The sequence below is a fragment of the Streptomyces griseosporeus genome, assembly GCF_014656055.1.
GTDB classification, from domain to species: Bacteria; Actinomycetota; Actinomycetes; order Streptomycetales; family Streptomycetaceae; genus Streptomyces; species Streptomyces griseosporeus.
On sequence record NZ_BNBR01000001.1, the window covers coordinates 311,692 to 326,092 of the forward strand.

The 14,401-nt window shown below is 71.5% G+C and carries 12 protein-coding genes and 2 pseudogenes; 11 read left to right on the forward strand and 3 right to left on the reverse strand.

What is annotated here, in order from left to right; translation table 11 throughout:
* Position 1: 1 nt before the first annotated feature.
* The 4 genes from IE308_RS01295 (at position 2) to IE308_RS01310 (ending at position 3,727) form a co-directional block, all read left to right on the forward strand.
* The gene (locus IE308_RS01295) at positions 2 to 1,222 is read left to right on the forward strand and encodes an FAD-dependent monooxygenase (RefSeq protein WP_190216211.1); all 1,221 of its coding nucleotides are present in this window, start codon (positions 2 to 4) and stop codon (positions 1,220 to 1,222) included.
* Positions 1,219 to 1,632: a nuclear transport factor 2 family protein gene (locus tag IE308_RS01300; protein WP_190216212.1), complete on the forward strand. Its 414-nt coding sequence runs from the start codon at positions 1,219 to 1,221 to the stop codon at positions 1,630 to 1,632. Before IE308_RS01295 ends, IE308_RS01300 begins: the two co-directional genes overlap by 4 nt.
* The gene (locus tag IE308_RS01305; RefSeq protein ID WP_190216213.1) at positions 1,629 to 2,378 is read left to right on the forward strand and encodes a methyltransferase domain-containing protein; all 750 of its coding nucleotides are present in this window, start codon (positions 1,629 to 1,631) and stop codon (positions 2,376 to 2,378) included. The genes IE308_RS01300 and IE308_RS01305 overlap by 4 nt, the downstream gene beginning before the upstream one ends.
* Before the next feature lie 86 nt (positions 2,379 to 2,464).
* Positions 2,465 to 3,727, forward strand: a complete 1,263-nt coding sequence (locus tag IE308_RS01310) for a cytochrome P450 (RefSeq protein WP_190216214.1) — start codon at positions 2,465 to 2,467, stop codon at positions 3,725 to 3,727.
* 135 nt (positions 3,728 to 3,862) lie between these two features.
* Here IE308_RS01310 and IE308_RS01315 read toward each other — a convergent pair whose 3' ends face one another.
* Positions 3,863 to 4,060, reverse strand: a complete 198-nt coding sequence (locus IE308_RS01315; RefSeq protein WP_110637451.1) for a hypothetical protein — start codon at positions 4,058 to 4,060, stop codon at positions 3,863 to 3,865.
* 131 nt (positions 4,061 to 4,191) lie between these two features.
* Positions 4,192 to 5,144: pseudogene (locus tag IE308_RS01320) on the reverse strand (aldehyde dehydrogenase family protein).
* Between the two features lie 197 nt (positions 5,145 to 5,341).
* Between IE308_RS01320 and IE308_RS01325 the strand changes: the two are divergent.
* The 6 genes and pseudogenes from IE308_RS01325 (at position 5,342) to IE308_RS01350 (ending at position 10,688) form a co-directional block, all read left to right on the forward strand.
* Entirely contained in the window at positions 5,342 to 6,415 is a 1,074-nt protein-coding gene (locus IE308_RS01325; protein ID WP_190216215.1) for an alpha/beta fold hydrolase, read from the forward strand.
* A 137-nt stretch (positions 6,416 to 6,552) separates the two neighbouring features.
* Entirely contained in the window at positions 6,553 to 7,410 is an 858-nt protein-coding gene (locus IE308_RS01330) for an alpha/beta fold hydrolase (RefSeq protein WP_190216216.1), read from the forward strand.
* 123 nt (positions 7,411 to 7,533) lie between these two features.
* On the forward strand, positions 7,534 to 8,403 hold the full coding sequence (locus IE308_RS01335) for a helix-turn-helix domain-containing protein (RefSeq protein WP_190216217.1): 870 nt from the start codon (positions 7,534 to 7,536) through the stop codon (positions 8,401 to 8,403).
* Between the two features lie 13 nt (positions 8,404 to 8,416).
* Positions 8,417 to 8,773 (forward strand): annotated as a pseudogene (locus tag IE308_RS01340) (TetR family transcriptional regulator); the annotation flags it as partial.
* Positions 8,774 to 9,121: 348 nt separating this feature from the next.
* The gene (locus IE308_RS01345; RefSeq protein ID WP_190216218.1) at positions 9,122 to 10,051 is read left to right on the forward strand and encodes an alpha/beta hydrolase; all 930 of its coding nucleotides are present in this window, start codon (positions 9,122 to 9,124) and stop codon (positions 10,049 to 10,051) included.
* Between the two features lie 169 nt (positions 10,052 to 10,220).
* Positions 10,221 to 10,688 (forward strand): SsgA family sporulation/cell division regulator, encoded by a 468-nt coding sequence (locus tag IE308_RS01350; RefSeq protein WP_190216219.1) that lies wholly within the window; start codon positions 10,221 to 10,223, stop codon positions 10,686 to 10,688.
* 1 nt (position 10,689) lies between these two features.
* Here IE308_RS01350 and IE308_RS01355 read toward each other — a convergent pair whose 3' ends face one another.
* A complete protein-coding gene (locus IE308_RS01355; RefSeq protein WP_190216220.1) occupies positions 10,690 to 12,303 on the reverse strand; it encodes a DUF6351 family protein in 1,614 nt (537 codons plus the stop codon).
* Positions 12,304 to 12,719: 416 nt separating this feature from the next.
* Between IE308_RS01355 and abc-f the strand changes: the two genes are divergently transcribed.
* Positions 12,720 to 14,354, forward strand: coding sequence for a ribosomal protection-like ABC-F family protein (abc-f, locus tag IE308_RS01360; protein ID WP_190216221.1), 1,635 nt, complete (start codon positions 12,720 to 12,722; stop codon positions 14,352 to 14,354).
* Positions 14,355 to 14,401 lie beyond the last annotated feature (47 nt).

A 14,401-nucleotide genomic window follows, 5' to 3' on the forward strand; every position in this document is an offset into this window, starting at 1 on the left:
CATGGCTGGTGGTGCCGTCGGGAAGAAGGCCCTCGTCATCGGCGCGGGCATCGGCGGTCTCGCCGCCGCCGTCGCGCTGCGCCGGATCGGCATGGACGTCGAGATCTACGAGCGGGCGCCGGCGCTCAAGCCCGCCGGTTTCGGTATCTCCGTGGGCGCCAACGCCATCCGCGCGCTGGCCACCCTCGGGCTCGACCTCGGCCTGGCACGGCGCGGCCAGGTGGTCGAGCAGATGAAGTTCATGACGCCCACCGGGCGCCCTCTGTTCGACCTCCCGCACGCCCGCGTCGACCGCGAGGCCGGCGCCCCCACCATCTGCCTGTACCGCGGGGACCTGCAGGAAGCGCTGTGGGAGGCCGCGGGCGACACCCCCCTCACCCTGGGCGCGACCGCGCTGGGCTACGAGACGTCGGACGACGGTGTGCGGGTCCGGTTCATCGACGGCAGCGAGGCGTACGGCGACGTGCTCGTCGGTGCCGACGGCATCCGTTCGGTGATCCGGGGCCAGGTCGCCGGAACCGGGCCGTCCGCCCCTCGCTACGGCGGCTTCCTGTGCTGGCTGGCCATCACCGAGTTCGCCCACCCCAAGTTCCCGACGGGTTTCAGCGGACACTACTGGGGCGCGGGCCGCCGCTTCGGCATCCATGACGTGGGGCACGGACGGTTCTACTGGTGGGGCAGCCTGAACGTGCCCGAGCGTGCCGCCCGCACCCATACCGTCGACAAGGCCGAGATCCTGCGCACCTACGCGGGCTGGGCCGACGAGGTCACCGCGGTGGTACGCGCCACACCCCAGTCCGCCATCATGGCCACGCCCTGCCAGGACCGGCCCTTCCTGGACCAGTGGGGCGACGGCCGCGTGACGCTGCTGGGCGACGCCGCCCACCCGATGCTGCCGAGCCTGGCCCAGGGCGGCAGCTCCTCCATCGAGGACGCTGTCGTACTGGCCGGGCAGCTGAACGCGGCCGACCGGATCGGCGGACTGACCGCCGCGCTGCGCTCGTACGAGGACGTCCAGCGCGACCGGACCCGCACGATGGTCGAGGTCTCGCGTTCCATGGCCCGCCTGGAGCAGCTGGAGCACCCCGCCGCGCGCCTGCTGCGCGACAGCGCCGCCCGCGTCATGCCCAGCGCCGTCCTCGCGGGACTGCTGCGCAGAACACTCATCTACCCCGGAGCGGACCAGCCGGTTGCCGTTCCCGAGCTCGGAGGTCACTCGTGAACAGCCCCGCGAACGGAACCAAGGCCACCGTCGAGCGCTACCTGCGCGCGATCGCGGACCGTGACGCCGCCACCGTCCTGGAACTCCTCGCCGACGACGTGGAGTTCCGCATCGCCGGCGACCACCCGGTGTCCGGGACGTGGAAGGGGCGCGACGCGGTGGTGGGCGGCTTCCTCCTGCCGCTGGGCGAGCTCTTCGACCCGGACGCCGGCTACACGATCGAGGTGCGCAGCATGATCGCCGACGGGGAGCAGGTCGCCGTCGAGTGCCTCTCCCGCTCCGTGACGAAGGACAAGGTTCCCTACGAGAACGCCATCGTGTCCGTCTACACGGTGGCGGACGGCCGGATCACGCGCATGCACGAGTACTTCGACACCGCGTACTTCACCAAGACGCTGGCCGCCCGATGACAGGCACCAGGTTGCTCGCCGCCCCGGAACCGGCACTGCACCCCCTGTCCGCCGGGTACCTCGACGACTTCTACCGGGACGGCAGCGGCGCCTGCGCGATCATGAGCGTGGCCCACTTCCCCGACGAGGTCCTGGCCTTCCTGCAGTTGGAGTGTCTGGCGGCGTTCCAGGCGGCGGTGGCCGAGCGGTGCGACGCGGTCGTCGAACTCGGCTGCTTCGACGGGCGGGCCCTGGAGGTGGCGAGGGCCGCCGGGATCCCGTACTGCGGCGTGGACGTCAACGGCACCGCGGTGGCCGCACTCCGCGAGCGCATCCGTGACGAAGGACTCGACGCCCAGGCCACCACCCTGGTCGGCGACGCGCAGGAGTCCGTGCGCTGGTCGGCGCAGGTCCCCGGCCGGCGCCCTCTGATCGTGCTTCCGTTCAACCTCCTGGGGAACCTCCCCGACCCCCGGCGCGCGCTGACGGGGCTGCGTGCGCTGGGCGGCACCATCCTCATCTCCGTCTTCAACGAGCAGCCCCGCACCACCGCCGTACGCAGGGCCTACTACGCCCGCTGCGTGACAGGTCTGGCGGAGCCGGCCCAGGGCCGTTACGGCGGCGCCGTCTTCCGGGGCGCGCGGGGCTTCTGCTCGGAGTCGTTCAGCGCCCCCGCCCTCCACCGCCTCCTGCGGGAGTGCGGCCTGGTGATCCGCTCGCAGACCGCCAACCGGCTGGGCCGCTCCCTCGCCGTACGCGGGGCCTGACCGCCGTCCGCGGGGCCTGAACCGCCGTACGCGGGGCCTGAACCGCTGTCCGCGCCGCAGCACGACCGACACCCGAAGGACACCCGATGACCACGAACCCGTCCGAGGCAGGCGTGCTCCACCCCGCCGACGCCGAGCTTTTCCGGCTGTTCTCTCCGGAGGGGCAGCGCGACCCGTTCCCGAGCTACGCCCGGCTGCGCGCCCTGGCACCCGTGCACGTGAGCGAGGCGCTCGGCGGCGCGTTCGTGACCGGGTACGACGCGGCGTGCGCGGTGCTGTCCGGTGAGAAGTTCGGCACGGTGGGCGCGGAGTGGTTCGACAAGAACCAACCTGGCTGGCGTGACAGTCCGCTGCTGGTCAGCGTCTTCTCCTCGCTGGCCGGGGCGAACTCCCCCGACCACACACGGCTGCGCAGGCTGGTCGCGCGGGCGTTCAACGTACGGCAGATCGAGCAGGTCAGGCCCTACACCGCCCAGCTGACCGAACAGGCCCTGGACGCCATGGCCGAGCGGGCCGCCAGCGGCGAAGCCCCGGACATCCCCTCCCAGTTGGCCCTGCCCGTGACGATGGGGACCATCGCCCGACTGGTGGGCGTGCCGCCGGAGGACCTGGGCCCCTTCGACACGTGGATCCGCAAGGCCGGCGTGGTCTTCGAGATGTCGGTGCCGCCTGAGGTGCTGGCCGAGGCCGACGCCGCGTACACCCACGTACTCGACTACTTCACCGCTCTGGTCGCCGAACGCCGGAAGTCGCCGGACGACGACCTGTTGTCGGCACTGATCGCGGTACGCGACGCGGACGGTGACCGGCTCGGTGCACAGGAACTGGTCGACCTGCTCGCCTTCGTCTTCGGGTCGGGATTCGAGACGACCGCCGGACTGATCGGCAACACGGTGGTCACGCTCGCCTCACACCCGGACCAGATGGCCGCGCTGCGAACGGTCCTTTCCACCGCACCGGACAAGCTGGGGCCGGTGATCGACGAACTGGGCCGCTTCGACGGTTCGGTGCAGGCCACCCGGCGGATGGCGCTGGAGGACGTGGAGGTCGGCGGTGTCACGATCCCCGCAGGCACCGCCACGATCGTCTTCCTGGGCGGCGCCAACCGCGATCCCGCCCGCTTCCCCGACCCGGACCGCCTCGACCTGCACCGCACGGACGCCCGCCCCCTGAACATGGGCCTCGGCGTCCACTACTGCCTGGGCGCGGCGCTGGCCCGCCTCGAAATGGAAGAGGTCCTGCGCCGCCTGTACGGCAGGCATCCCAGCCTGCGCCTGGCGGACACGCCGGTCCGGACGCCTGGGCTGCAGTTGTATCGGTATGAGTCGATTCCGGTTGTGTTGAACTGAGGGCATCGGCGCGGGGCGAGAGACGCGGGTGTCCGCGGTGCGGGATAGGTCCGCCCTACGGGGTGTGCCGGCAGCGCGTAACCGGCTGAACGCCGGCATGCCGCCGCCTGCGGCGGGGTGCGTGCCGTTGCCGGGCTAGAGGCCCAGGTCGAGGGCCAGACACGAGTAGTACTTCCAGGCGCCCTCGGGGTCGTAGGCGGCATGTGCCCCGCCGCTCGGCCCGGCCTCCGCCCCCTCGGTCATTTCCTCGAAGCGGATGCGCTCGGGGAGCCTGCCGAAGCGCGCGTGCCGGGCCGCCGCGGCGGCGGCGTCGCCGGTGTCTTCCGTGTTCATGGCCATGGTCCACTCCTCCGGTCGTGGATGGCGTTACCCCTGTCGGGGGGACTGCCTCAGCGTGCGCCGCACATGCGTCACCTGTCAAGCCGGTGACGGCAAATCGTCCATGGGGTTCATCGCTCGGGAGGTCAAACCGTGATGGTCTTGTACTCGGTGTAGGTGCCGATACCGACCGCGCCGTACTCGCCGGCCGATTCCGCTGGCCTTGAAGCCGCCGAACGGCCCGTAGAAGGCGACGGAGGCACCGTTGACGGTGACGGTGCCGGTACGGACGCGACGGGCCACGGCCAGGGGCGCGCTCCTCGTCGGCGGACCAGACACCGCCGGAAAGGCCGTACTCGGAGTCGTTGGCGATGCGCATCGCGTCGTCCTCGTCGTCGTAGGCGATGACCACCAGAACCGGGCCGAAGGTGTCCTCCTGCGCGATCCGCCTGGAGTTGTCGACGTCGGCGAAGACGGTGGGCGTCACGTAGTTGCCCTTCTCCAGGCCCTCGGGGATCTGCGGGCCGCCGGTGACCAGGCGGGCACCTTCCTCCAGCAGTTCGGCCAGGAAGCCCATGCTCGGCGAGTTCTCCGGCGACACCTTCAGGATCACGGAGTTCCCGGTCACCAGGGCCGGGATGATCTTGGAGGTGGCCGATGAGAAGGGCGAGTTCCACGGGATGACCGCGGCCACGACGTTGACCGGCTCTCGGCGCACCACGCCGCGGACCGGGGAGGCCGGATCGGAGGGAGCCAGGGTCTCTTCCCACCCGAACTCCTCCGCCACCTTCAGGTAGGCGTTTGCCTGGCGGGTCAGGCCGGGCCGCCCGGCACGCGCGAACCAGCCCGCCGAGCCGTTCTCCAGGGAGATGAGCTCCGCGATTCTCTCCGCGTTCTCCTCGCGCAGGGCGTTGAACCGGCGCAGCACAGCAATCCGCTCGGCCGGCGGCGTCAGCCGCCACATGCCCTCGTCGAAGGACTCCCGGGCGGCGGCGACCGCACGGTCGATGTCGTGCGGTTGCGCCTGGGCGGCGCGCGCGATCACCGACCGGTCGTGCGGCGAGACGATGTCGAGCAACTGCGGGTCGCGCCCGGACAACGGGCCGCCACCCGCGGCGCGTCACCCGTACGACGCCGTCAGCCGATCGCACCGTCATGTGACTGATGTGCCTGGATTCGCCACCGACGAGAGTGAGTGGAGGCAGCCCGGCCCGGACACGCGGTGACGCGTCACCTGTTTGACAGGTGACGCACTGCGTGCAAGGGTCACACGACACGCACAACGGAGGAGTTCAGATGATCAACAGGCGTACCTTCAGCAAGGCCGTGGGCATGGGCACCGGCGCGGCCGCCGTGGCACTGACCGGCCTGCAGGGCCAGGCGTCCGCCGCGTCCGCAAACACCGCCGCGCAGCCGTCAGGCGGGGCGGCTCCGACCGTCCCCGCCGTCACGCCCGGCACCCACACCGCCTTCCCCACGCTGAAGCGCGTCAAGGCGGGCGTCCTGGACGTCGGTTACGCCGAGCTCGGTCCACACCACGGCCCGGCCGTCATCTGCCTGCACGGCTGGCCCTACGACATCCACAGCTACGTCGACGTCGCCCCGCTCCTCGCCGACCTGGGCTACCGCGTGATCGTCCCGTACCTGCGCGGCCACGGCACCACGCGCTTCCTGTCCAGCCGTACGCCCCGCACCGCCGAGCAGTCCGCGATCGCCCTCGACATCATCGCCCTGATGGACGCGCTCAAGATCGACAAGGCGGTTCTGGCCGGCTTCGACTGGGGTTCGCGCACCGGCGACATCATCGCCGCCCTGTGGCCCGACCGCGTCAAGGCGCTGGTCTCCACCAGCGGTTACGTCATCACGAACCGCAAGGCGCAGCTGGCGCCCGCCGCTCCCGCCGTCGAGCACAACTGGTGGTACCAGTGGTACTTCGCCACCGAGCGCGGCAAGAAGGCGATGGAGGACCCCGACGAGCGTCTCGCCCTGTGCCGCTACGTGTGGACCCTCGTCTCCCCCAACTGGGACTTCGACGACGCCACGTACCAGCGCACCGCCCAGGCCTTCCTCAACCCGGACTACGCCGCCATCGTCCTGTTCAACTACCGCTGGCGCATCGGCCTCATCGACGGCGAACCCCGCTACGACCGTTACGAGCAGCAGCTCTCTGCCCAGCCCTCGATCGGCGTCCCCACCATCACCCTGGACCCGGCCCTGGACCCCTTCACGCCGCCCGGTGACGGCTCCTCCTACCGCAGCCACTTCACCGGCCCCTACGAGCACCGCACCATCGCGGACATCGGCCACAACCTGCCGCAGGAGGCGCCCACCGTCTTCGCCCAGGCGGTCGTCGACGCCGACCACCTCTGAGGGACCGCGCGGCACTTCATTACCTCGTCACCGCCTTGACAGGTGACGATCATTTCTGACACATTCGTCACCAGTCAGGGAGGTGACGCTTCCGGCGAAACCGGTCCTCACATTCGAAAAACCGAGAGGGGTCTGTCGTGGTGAGCATCAAGGGTGGGCGCAAGCGAGTGGTGACGGGTGCGGTCTCCACGCTCACGGCGGGACTCGCGCTCGGCGCGTTCGCCCTGAGCGGCACCGCTGACGGGGCGACCGACGCGGCGGCCGCCCCCGGCGAACCGCACGTCAAGCCGACCGTCGTCCTGGAACACGGCGCCTTCGCCGACGGCTCCAGCTGGAACGGCGTCATCGCCGACCTCCGCGCCGACGGCTACCCCGTCGTCGCCGCGGCCAACCCGTTGCGAGGCCCGGCCGCCGACGCCGCCGCCCTGCGCACGGTCCTCGACCACATCAAGGGCCCGAAGATCCTCGTCGGCCACTCCTACGGCGGCAGCGTCATCAGCGAGGCCGCCGCCGGTGACCCCGACGTCAAGGCGCTGGTCTACGTCGCCGCCTTCCTCCCGGCCCCCGGGGAGACCGCGCTGGAGCTCACCGGCAAGTTCCCGGGCTCCACGCTCCCCGACGCCCTGGACCCGGTCACCTACCGGCAGGCCGACGGCAGCACCGCCACCGACCTGTACATCCAGCAGGACAAGTTCCGCCACCAGTTCGCCGCCGACGTGCCCGCGGGGCAGGCCGCCCTCATGGCCGCCGAGCAGCGACCCATCGCCCAGGCCGCCCTGGAGGAGAAGGCCACCGTCGCCGCCTGGAAGACGAAGCCCAGCTGGGACATCGTCACCACCGAGGACCTCAACATCCCGGCGGCCGTCCAGCGTTTCATGGCCCAGCGCGCCCACGCCCACACCACCGAGGTGGCCGCCTCGCACTCCGTCGCCGTCTCCCACCCCCACCTCGTCGCGGACGTCATCGAGCGGGCCGCCCGCGCCACCGCGCGCTGACCTGCCGTACCAGCCGGACAGGTCCCGCCGTACAGCCCGACAGATCCCGCCGTCCGGTACCGCCACCGAGCGCGGTACCGGACGCAGTTCCACGCGGCACTGAGCCATATGAGGGTGAACGACATGACCTCCCACGCGCACCTCGGCGCCTTCCTCAAAGCACGCCGGGCGCAGCTGAGGCCTGAGGAGTGCGGCCTGCCCGAGGCGGGCTCCGGCCGCAGGGTCGCCGGGCTGCGCCGTGAGGAGGTCGCCCGGCTCGCCGCGATCAGCGTGGACTACTACACCCGTCTCGAACAGGGCCGCGTCCGCGCGTCCGCCCCCGTCCTGGCCACCCTCGCCCGAGCCCTGCGTCTCGACGAGGACCAGCAGAGTTACCTGTACGAGCTCGCCGGCCGGAGCGACGACCGCCCACGCCGCCGCCGGCCCGCCCAGCGTCTGCGCCCCGCCATGCGCCGTCTGCTCGGCCAGCTCACCCACACCCCGGCCCTGGTGCTCGGCAGGCACCTGGACATCCTGGCCTGGAACCAGGCCGCGGTCGCCCTCTACACGGACTTCTCAGCCGTCCCGCCCGACCGCCGCAACTATGTGCACCTGCTGTTCACCGATCCAGCCCTCCGCGGCATGCACCGGGACTGGGAACACGACGCCCGCGACGCCGTCGCCGCCCTGCGCATGGAAGCCGCGGCCGACCCGGACGATCCGCGCCTGGCCGGCCTCGTCGGGGAGCTGATCACCCGGGCCCCCGGCTTCGGCACGTGGTGGGCGGAGCACCGCGTCGTCACGGCCGCCTACGGCACCAAGCAGTACCGTCACCCCCTCGTCGGCGACCTCACCCTCGACTGCGACACCTGGGCCAGTCCGGACGGCTCGGGACAGCGCCTCATGGTCCTGACCGCCGAGCCGGGCAGCCCCTCCCACGACGCCCTGCGCATCCTCACCTCCTGGACCACGCGGCAGCCCGCTCTCAGCGGGGACAACGGCGGGCCGCCGTAGCCATCTGGCACTCAGCATCGAGAAGGCCATCGAGGACGCCCGGCTGAGGGAGGCACCCGTGGCCGTCGCCCTGCACCGCTACGTCGAGAACATCATCGCCGTCAACCGCACCTGGCCCGTGGACCTCGCCCGCATGCTGGCCGACGAGAGCGTGCGCGCACGCCGCGATGCGGCCGTCCGCGAGGTCGACGCCTTCCTCGAACGGGCCACCGACGAGGGGCTTCTGCGGCGCGGCCTCCCGGAAGGGTGGGCGAGTGCGCTCCTTCCGGACCTCATGCACCTGGTGTCCCGCCAGCGCCCCGAACTCACCCCGGGCCAGGCGGCGGACATCGTCGTCGACACGCTGCTGCACGGCCTCGGCGCGTCCTGACACGGACGAGGGCGACTCCTGACACGCGACGAGGGCGACTCCTGAGCGAGGACCTCGGAGAAGCCGTCGACCGCCCCGCTCGGCCGCCTGATGGGCGCCCAGGCCGGGGACGCAGGCCCGTCCGCCGCCGTAGGGCTGGCCTCTTGTCGAGTGGTGAGGCCGGGTCATGGTGGGCGTCATGCCGCGCCTCCTGAAGGGGGGAAGGTTCTTTCCCCGGCAGAAACCTGTCTCTCCCGCCCGCGCGGCGGATGACGGACGGTGGATGCGTGCCCGGCAGACAGCGGTCCCGAGGGGCCCGCCGCCCGGCACGGTCACGACACCCGTCAACCCTTCGGAGGAGTGCGCCCCATGGCCAGGACCACCGTCACCTTCGACAGCGCCGGCATCGACATCGCCGCCCACCTCTACGTCCCCGACACCCCGGCGTCGGGCCCGCGCCCGGCGCTGGTCGTCGGCCACCCCGGTACGGGCGTGAAGGAGCAGACGTCCGGCACGTACGCGCGGCTGATGGCCGAACGCGGCTTCGTCACCCTGGCCTTCGACGCCGCCCACCAGGGCGAGTCCGGTGGCCTGCCGCGCGGGCTGGAGGACCCCGCGCAGCGCGTGGAGGACTTCAAGGCTGCTGTGTCCTTCCTGACCACCCGTCAGGAGGTCGACGCGGAGCGCATCGGCCTGCTCGGCATCTGCGCTTCCGGCGGCTACTCGCTGGCCGCCACCGGCGGCGACCACCGGGTCAGGGCGGTGGCCACGGTGTGCACCGCCGACCCTTCCCGGCAGTTCCGCCTCGGCGCCGAGGGCGGCCAGGACCCCGCCGTCTTCCAGGCCCTGCTGGACGCCGCCGCCCGGGCCCGTACCGCCGCCGCCCGCGGCGAGGATCCCGGCGTGATGACGATGTTCCCGGAGACGGCGGAGGAGGCGCGCGCGCTCGGTGGTGAGCACGGCGCCGAGGGCTTCGAGTACTACTGCACCTCGCGGGGCGCGCATGACAGGTCCGCCAAGGTCCTCGCCTGGGAGAGCATCGACAAACTCGCCTTCTACGACGCCTTCTTCGCGGTGCCGTTGATCGGCCCCCGCCCGATGCTCCAGATCATCGGCGAGCGCGCCGTCACCGCCTGGATGGCGGTCGAGGCGCACCAGCGGGCGACCGGTCCCAAGGAGCTGTACCGGATCCCGGGCGCCAGCCACGTCGACCTGTACGACAAGAAGCAGTACATCGACCTCGCCGTCGAGAAGCTCACCGGCTTCTTCACCGCCAACCTGGGCACCACCGCGGCCTGACCGGCGCGCGGCGTTGACTTACGTCAGCCCCCGTCCGCGCCCCGCGCGGCTTCGCCGACTGCCGACCCCGGGGCCGCACCGCTCGACCGTCAAGTGACCGATGTGCCCCACCGACCCACGGCGGACAGTGGGTTGCGCAGATTCCGGACCACCGAGGGGAACCCCTGTCATGCACCCTGATCACTCACCGCTCCGGGCGCGCTCGGCACCCCACCACGTGCCGCCGCTCCTCCTCGAAGTCGACCAGATGCTCGACGAGTTCACGCGTCAGGCCGTTCAGGCGGAGTTCCGGTTCGACCCGGACCTGCCCGCGGTGATCAACGTGGAGTTCCTGGCGGAACGCGGCCCCACCGCGGTCTGGCGGATCGGCCGCGAGCTCCTGCAGCGCGGGCTGACGGCGATGAGCGGCTCGTGCGACGTACGGATGTGGCCGACCCTGCCCGGCGAGCGGCCCTCGTCCTGGCTGCTCCTCGAATCGCAGGAAGTGGAGGCGCTGTTCGAGCTGCCCACCACGGAGCTGGCGGAGTGGCTGGAAGCCACCTACCAGGTCGCCCCCGCCGAGACGGAGATGGACGGCCTGGACTGGGACGGCTTCCTGCGGGGGCTGCTGGGTGGGCCGGCGGTACCGGGCGAATGAGTCAGCGCCGGAACGGAAGGACGCAGCGGAAGCTGGAGGCCAGGGACGGGTCGCCGTGGCCCCGGTAGCGGGACACCTCGGGGTAGGCACACAGGTCGCGTTGGAGTTGCCGGCCTTCGGCGTTGACGAGCGTGGCGGGCAGGGTCCTCGGCGCCTTGCCGTGCTCGACCCAGGCGGTCAGCGCGGCCAGGCCGTCGGTCTTGCCGTCCTGTCCGTCGAGGCCGCAGTGGTCGGTGTTCGGGGCGAGGAAGGGCCGGTAGAAGTCGTCGACCTTCCGGGCACTGCCCGTCTCCCGCACGACACGCCGGCGGTAGTCCACGGTGCCCTGCGGCGGGATGTACTGGTCCGCCTGGCCCTGCCAGGTCAGGAGCTTGCCGCCGGACTCACGGAAGGCCGACAGGTCGGGATCGTCGGTGTCCATGATGTCGCCGTACTCGGCCACGGCCTGCCGGAACAGTTCGGTGAACTCGCCGTAGGTGAGGGTCGAGACGTCGAAGGACGGGTCCTTCTTCACCCAGCTCGCCGTCCAGTGGGCGGGCACCGGAAACGGCGCTCCCTTGAGGTTGCCGTCGGCGTCGGCCGCGGTGCCCGCGAGGCCCTTCAGGTCGGCCCCGACCGGGACGCCCGCCCACAGCTTCCTGCCGGAGGCGGTGCGCGGGCCGTCCCAGATCTTGTGGACGACGGCCGCGTCCGCGGCGGTGACGGTCAGCTCCTTGCCCTCGCACAGCACCTTCGTGCCGATCAGCCGGCGCGGGTCGAAGTCGCAGCGGGAAGCGTCGTTGACGAGGCCGTCCCGGGCGCCGTCCAGCGTGTCGCAGGCCTTGACGGCGGCAGTGGTGAAGGCGTCCAGCACGCAGCCGGACACATAGGTCTTCTCGTTGTGCATGACGACCTGCGGCCACAGGGTGGCCAGCACGTAGCGGTCCCAGTTGACGGCGGGCGCGTCGGCGAGGATGCCGTCGTAGTCGTCCGGGTAGCGCTGGGCCTCCATGTAGCCCTGGCGTCCGCCGGTGGAGCAACCGGTGAAGTAGGAGTACGCGGCTGCCTTGCCGTAGACCGCGTCGACGACCTGCTTGCCGACGACCGCCGCCTCGTGCTGGGAACGGGACGCGAAGTTCTCCAGCAGGGCGGTGTTGACCTGCCCCTGCTCGTTCAGGGCCCAGCCGACGTCGAGGACGTCGCCGACCCCGGCGTCGGTGGTGGTCGCCGCGTAACCGTTCTTCACCGCGGCGGCGAGGCCGGTGCCGTTGTCCCCGGCCGAGAAGGCGGCACCGCCGAGCGCCTGGAGGCGACCGTTCCAGCCGGTGACGGGCAGCCAGGTCCGGATCCTGGCGTGGTCTCCGTCGCCGGGGTGGGTGACGGTGACGGTCACCTCGCAGTAGGCGGGTACGCCGGTGACGGTGCCGCCCAGGATGCCGCTGCCGTGGACGGTGCCGCCTTCCTGGCGGACCGCGGTCACGGACTCGACGCGGGTGCCGGCCGGGACCTTCACCGGCGTCGCCACGCAGCCGACCGGGGTGGACGCGGAGGTCCGGGGTTCGGCGTACGCGGTCGGCAGGTACACAGCCGCGGCCAGCGGCACGCCGGCCGCGAGGACAGTGAGAAGTCGTCTCATGGGTTTCCCATTCGAGAGAAGAGGTGTGCGTGCGGCGATGGCGGCGCACACATGTGCACGGCACAAGAGCAGGAGGTGGGAAGTCTGAGCGAGACGCTATCACCGGTTAGACAGGTGACGAAAGGAGGTGTCGATGGAATTCCCGGAGGGAGCGCGCGGCTGGGGACCGACATCGCCTGGAACCACCTGGTGGCACGGCGCCTGTTACGCTGTGATCGACCTGGTTCATGTGATCGAGGAGTCGCAGACGTGGTGGGTGAAGACGACATCTCCGGGTGAGATCCGGATCTGACGGCCACCGGCCGGCGCACAAGGAGCGCTGCCGCCGACGTGGCCCGTCTCGCGTACCCCTTTTCCCCATGTCTGCCCAGGGCAGAGGTCTGTGTTCTGCCCTCCGTGCCTTCGAGGTCATCTCCATGTCCGACGCCGCCGTCGTCTGCTCCAGCCTCTCCTTCGCCTGGCCCGACGACACCCCCGTCTTCCGCGACCTGTCCTTCACCGTGGCCACCGGCCGCACCGGCCTGGTCGCCCCCAACGGCTCCGGCAAGAGCACCCTGCTCAAGCTGATCGCCGGTGAACTCAAGCCCGCCACCGGCTCGGTGACCGTCAGCGGCACTCTGGGCTACCTCCCCCAGAGCCTCCCGCTGACCGGCGATCTCACCGTCGGCGAGGTGCTCGGCGTCGCCGAGGTGATCCGCGCACTGGACGCCGTCGAGTCCGGCGACGTCAGCGAGGAGCACTTCACCACCATCGGCGACGACTGGGACATCGAGGAGCGCACCCGCGCCCAGCTCGACCGCCTCGGCCTCGCCGGCCTCGCCCTGGACCGCAGCCTGAGCACCCTCAGCGGCGGCCAGGTCGTCACCCTCGGCCTCGCCGCCCAGCTGCTCAAGCGCCCCGACGTCCTCCTGCTCGACGAACCGACCAACAACCTCGACGCCGAGGCCCGCCACAAGCTCTACGACGCACTCTCGGACTTCACCGGCTGCCTGCTGCTGGTCAGCCACGACCGCGCCCTGCTCGACCGCATGGACCGCATCGCCGAACTCGGCAGCGGTGAACTGCGCTTCTACGGCGGCAACTTCTCCGAGTACGAGGAGGCCGTCCGCGCCGAGCGGGAGGTCGCCGAGAAGAACGTCCGCAACGCCGAGCAGGAACTCAAGCGCGAGAAGCGGGAGATGCAGCAGGCCCGCGAACGCGCCGAGCGCCGCATGAGCAACGCCTCCAGGAATCTCAAGAACGCCGGCCTGCCCAAGATCTTCGCCGGCACGATGAAGCGCGGCGCCCAGGAGGCGGCCGGCAGGTCCGGCCAGATGCACGCCTCCCGCGTCAGCGAGGCCAAGGCCCGCCTCGACGAGGCCGGACGCGCGGTGCGCGACGAACAGCGCCTCACCCTGGAGCTGCCCGACACCCACGTGCCCGCAGGCCGCAACCTCTTCCTCGGCGAGGGCATGCAGGTCCACCACGACGGCCGTGCCGTCTTCGCCGACGGCGGCATCGACCTGACCGTCCGCGGCCCCGAGCGCATCGCGCTCACCGGGCCCAACGGCGCCGGCAAGACCACCCTGCTGAGGCTGATCACCGGAGACCTCACCCCCGACAGCGGGGAGATCAGGCGCAACGACGGCCGCATCGCCTACCTCTCCCAGCGCCTGGACCTCCTCGACGTGGACCGCACCGTGGCGGAGAACTTCGCCGCGTCCGCCCCCGAGCGGCCCGAGGCGGAGCGGATGAACCTGCTCGCCCGCTTCCTCTTCCGGGGCGCCCGCGCCCACCTGCCCGTCGGCGTCCTCTCCGGCGGCGAACGGCTGCGCGCCACCCTGGCCTGCGTGCTGTGCGCCGAGCCGGCCCCCCACCTGCTCCTGCTCGACGAACCGACCAACAACCTCGACCTGGTCAGCGCGGGCCAGTTGGAGAGCGCGCTCAACTCCTACCAGGGCGCTTTCCTGGTGGTCAGCCATGACGAGCGGTTCCTCGCCGAGATCGGCGTCAACCGCTGGCTGCGGCTGGCCGACGGGGTGCTGCAGGAGACAGGAGCCCCCGAGGTGTGACCCCCGGCGTGTGACGTGGCCCGCGTCCGAGGCTCCGCGCCCGGCGG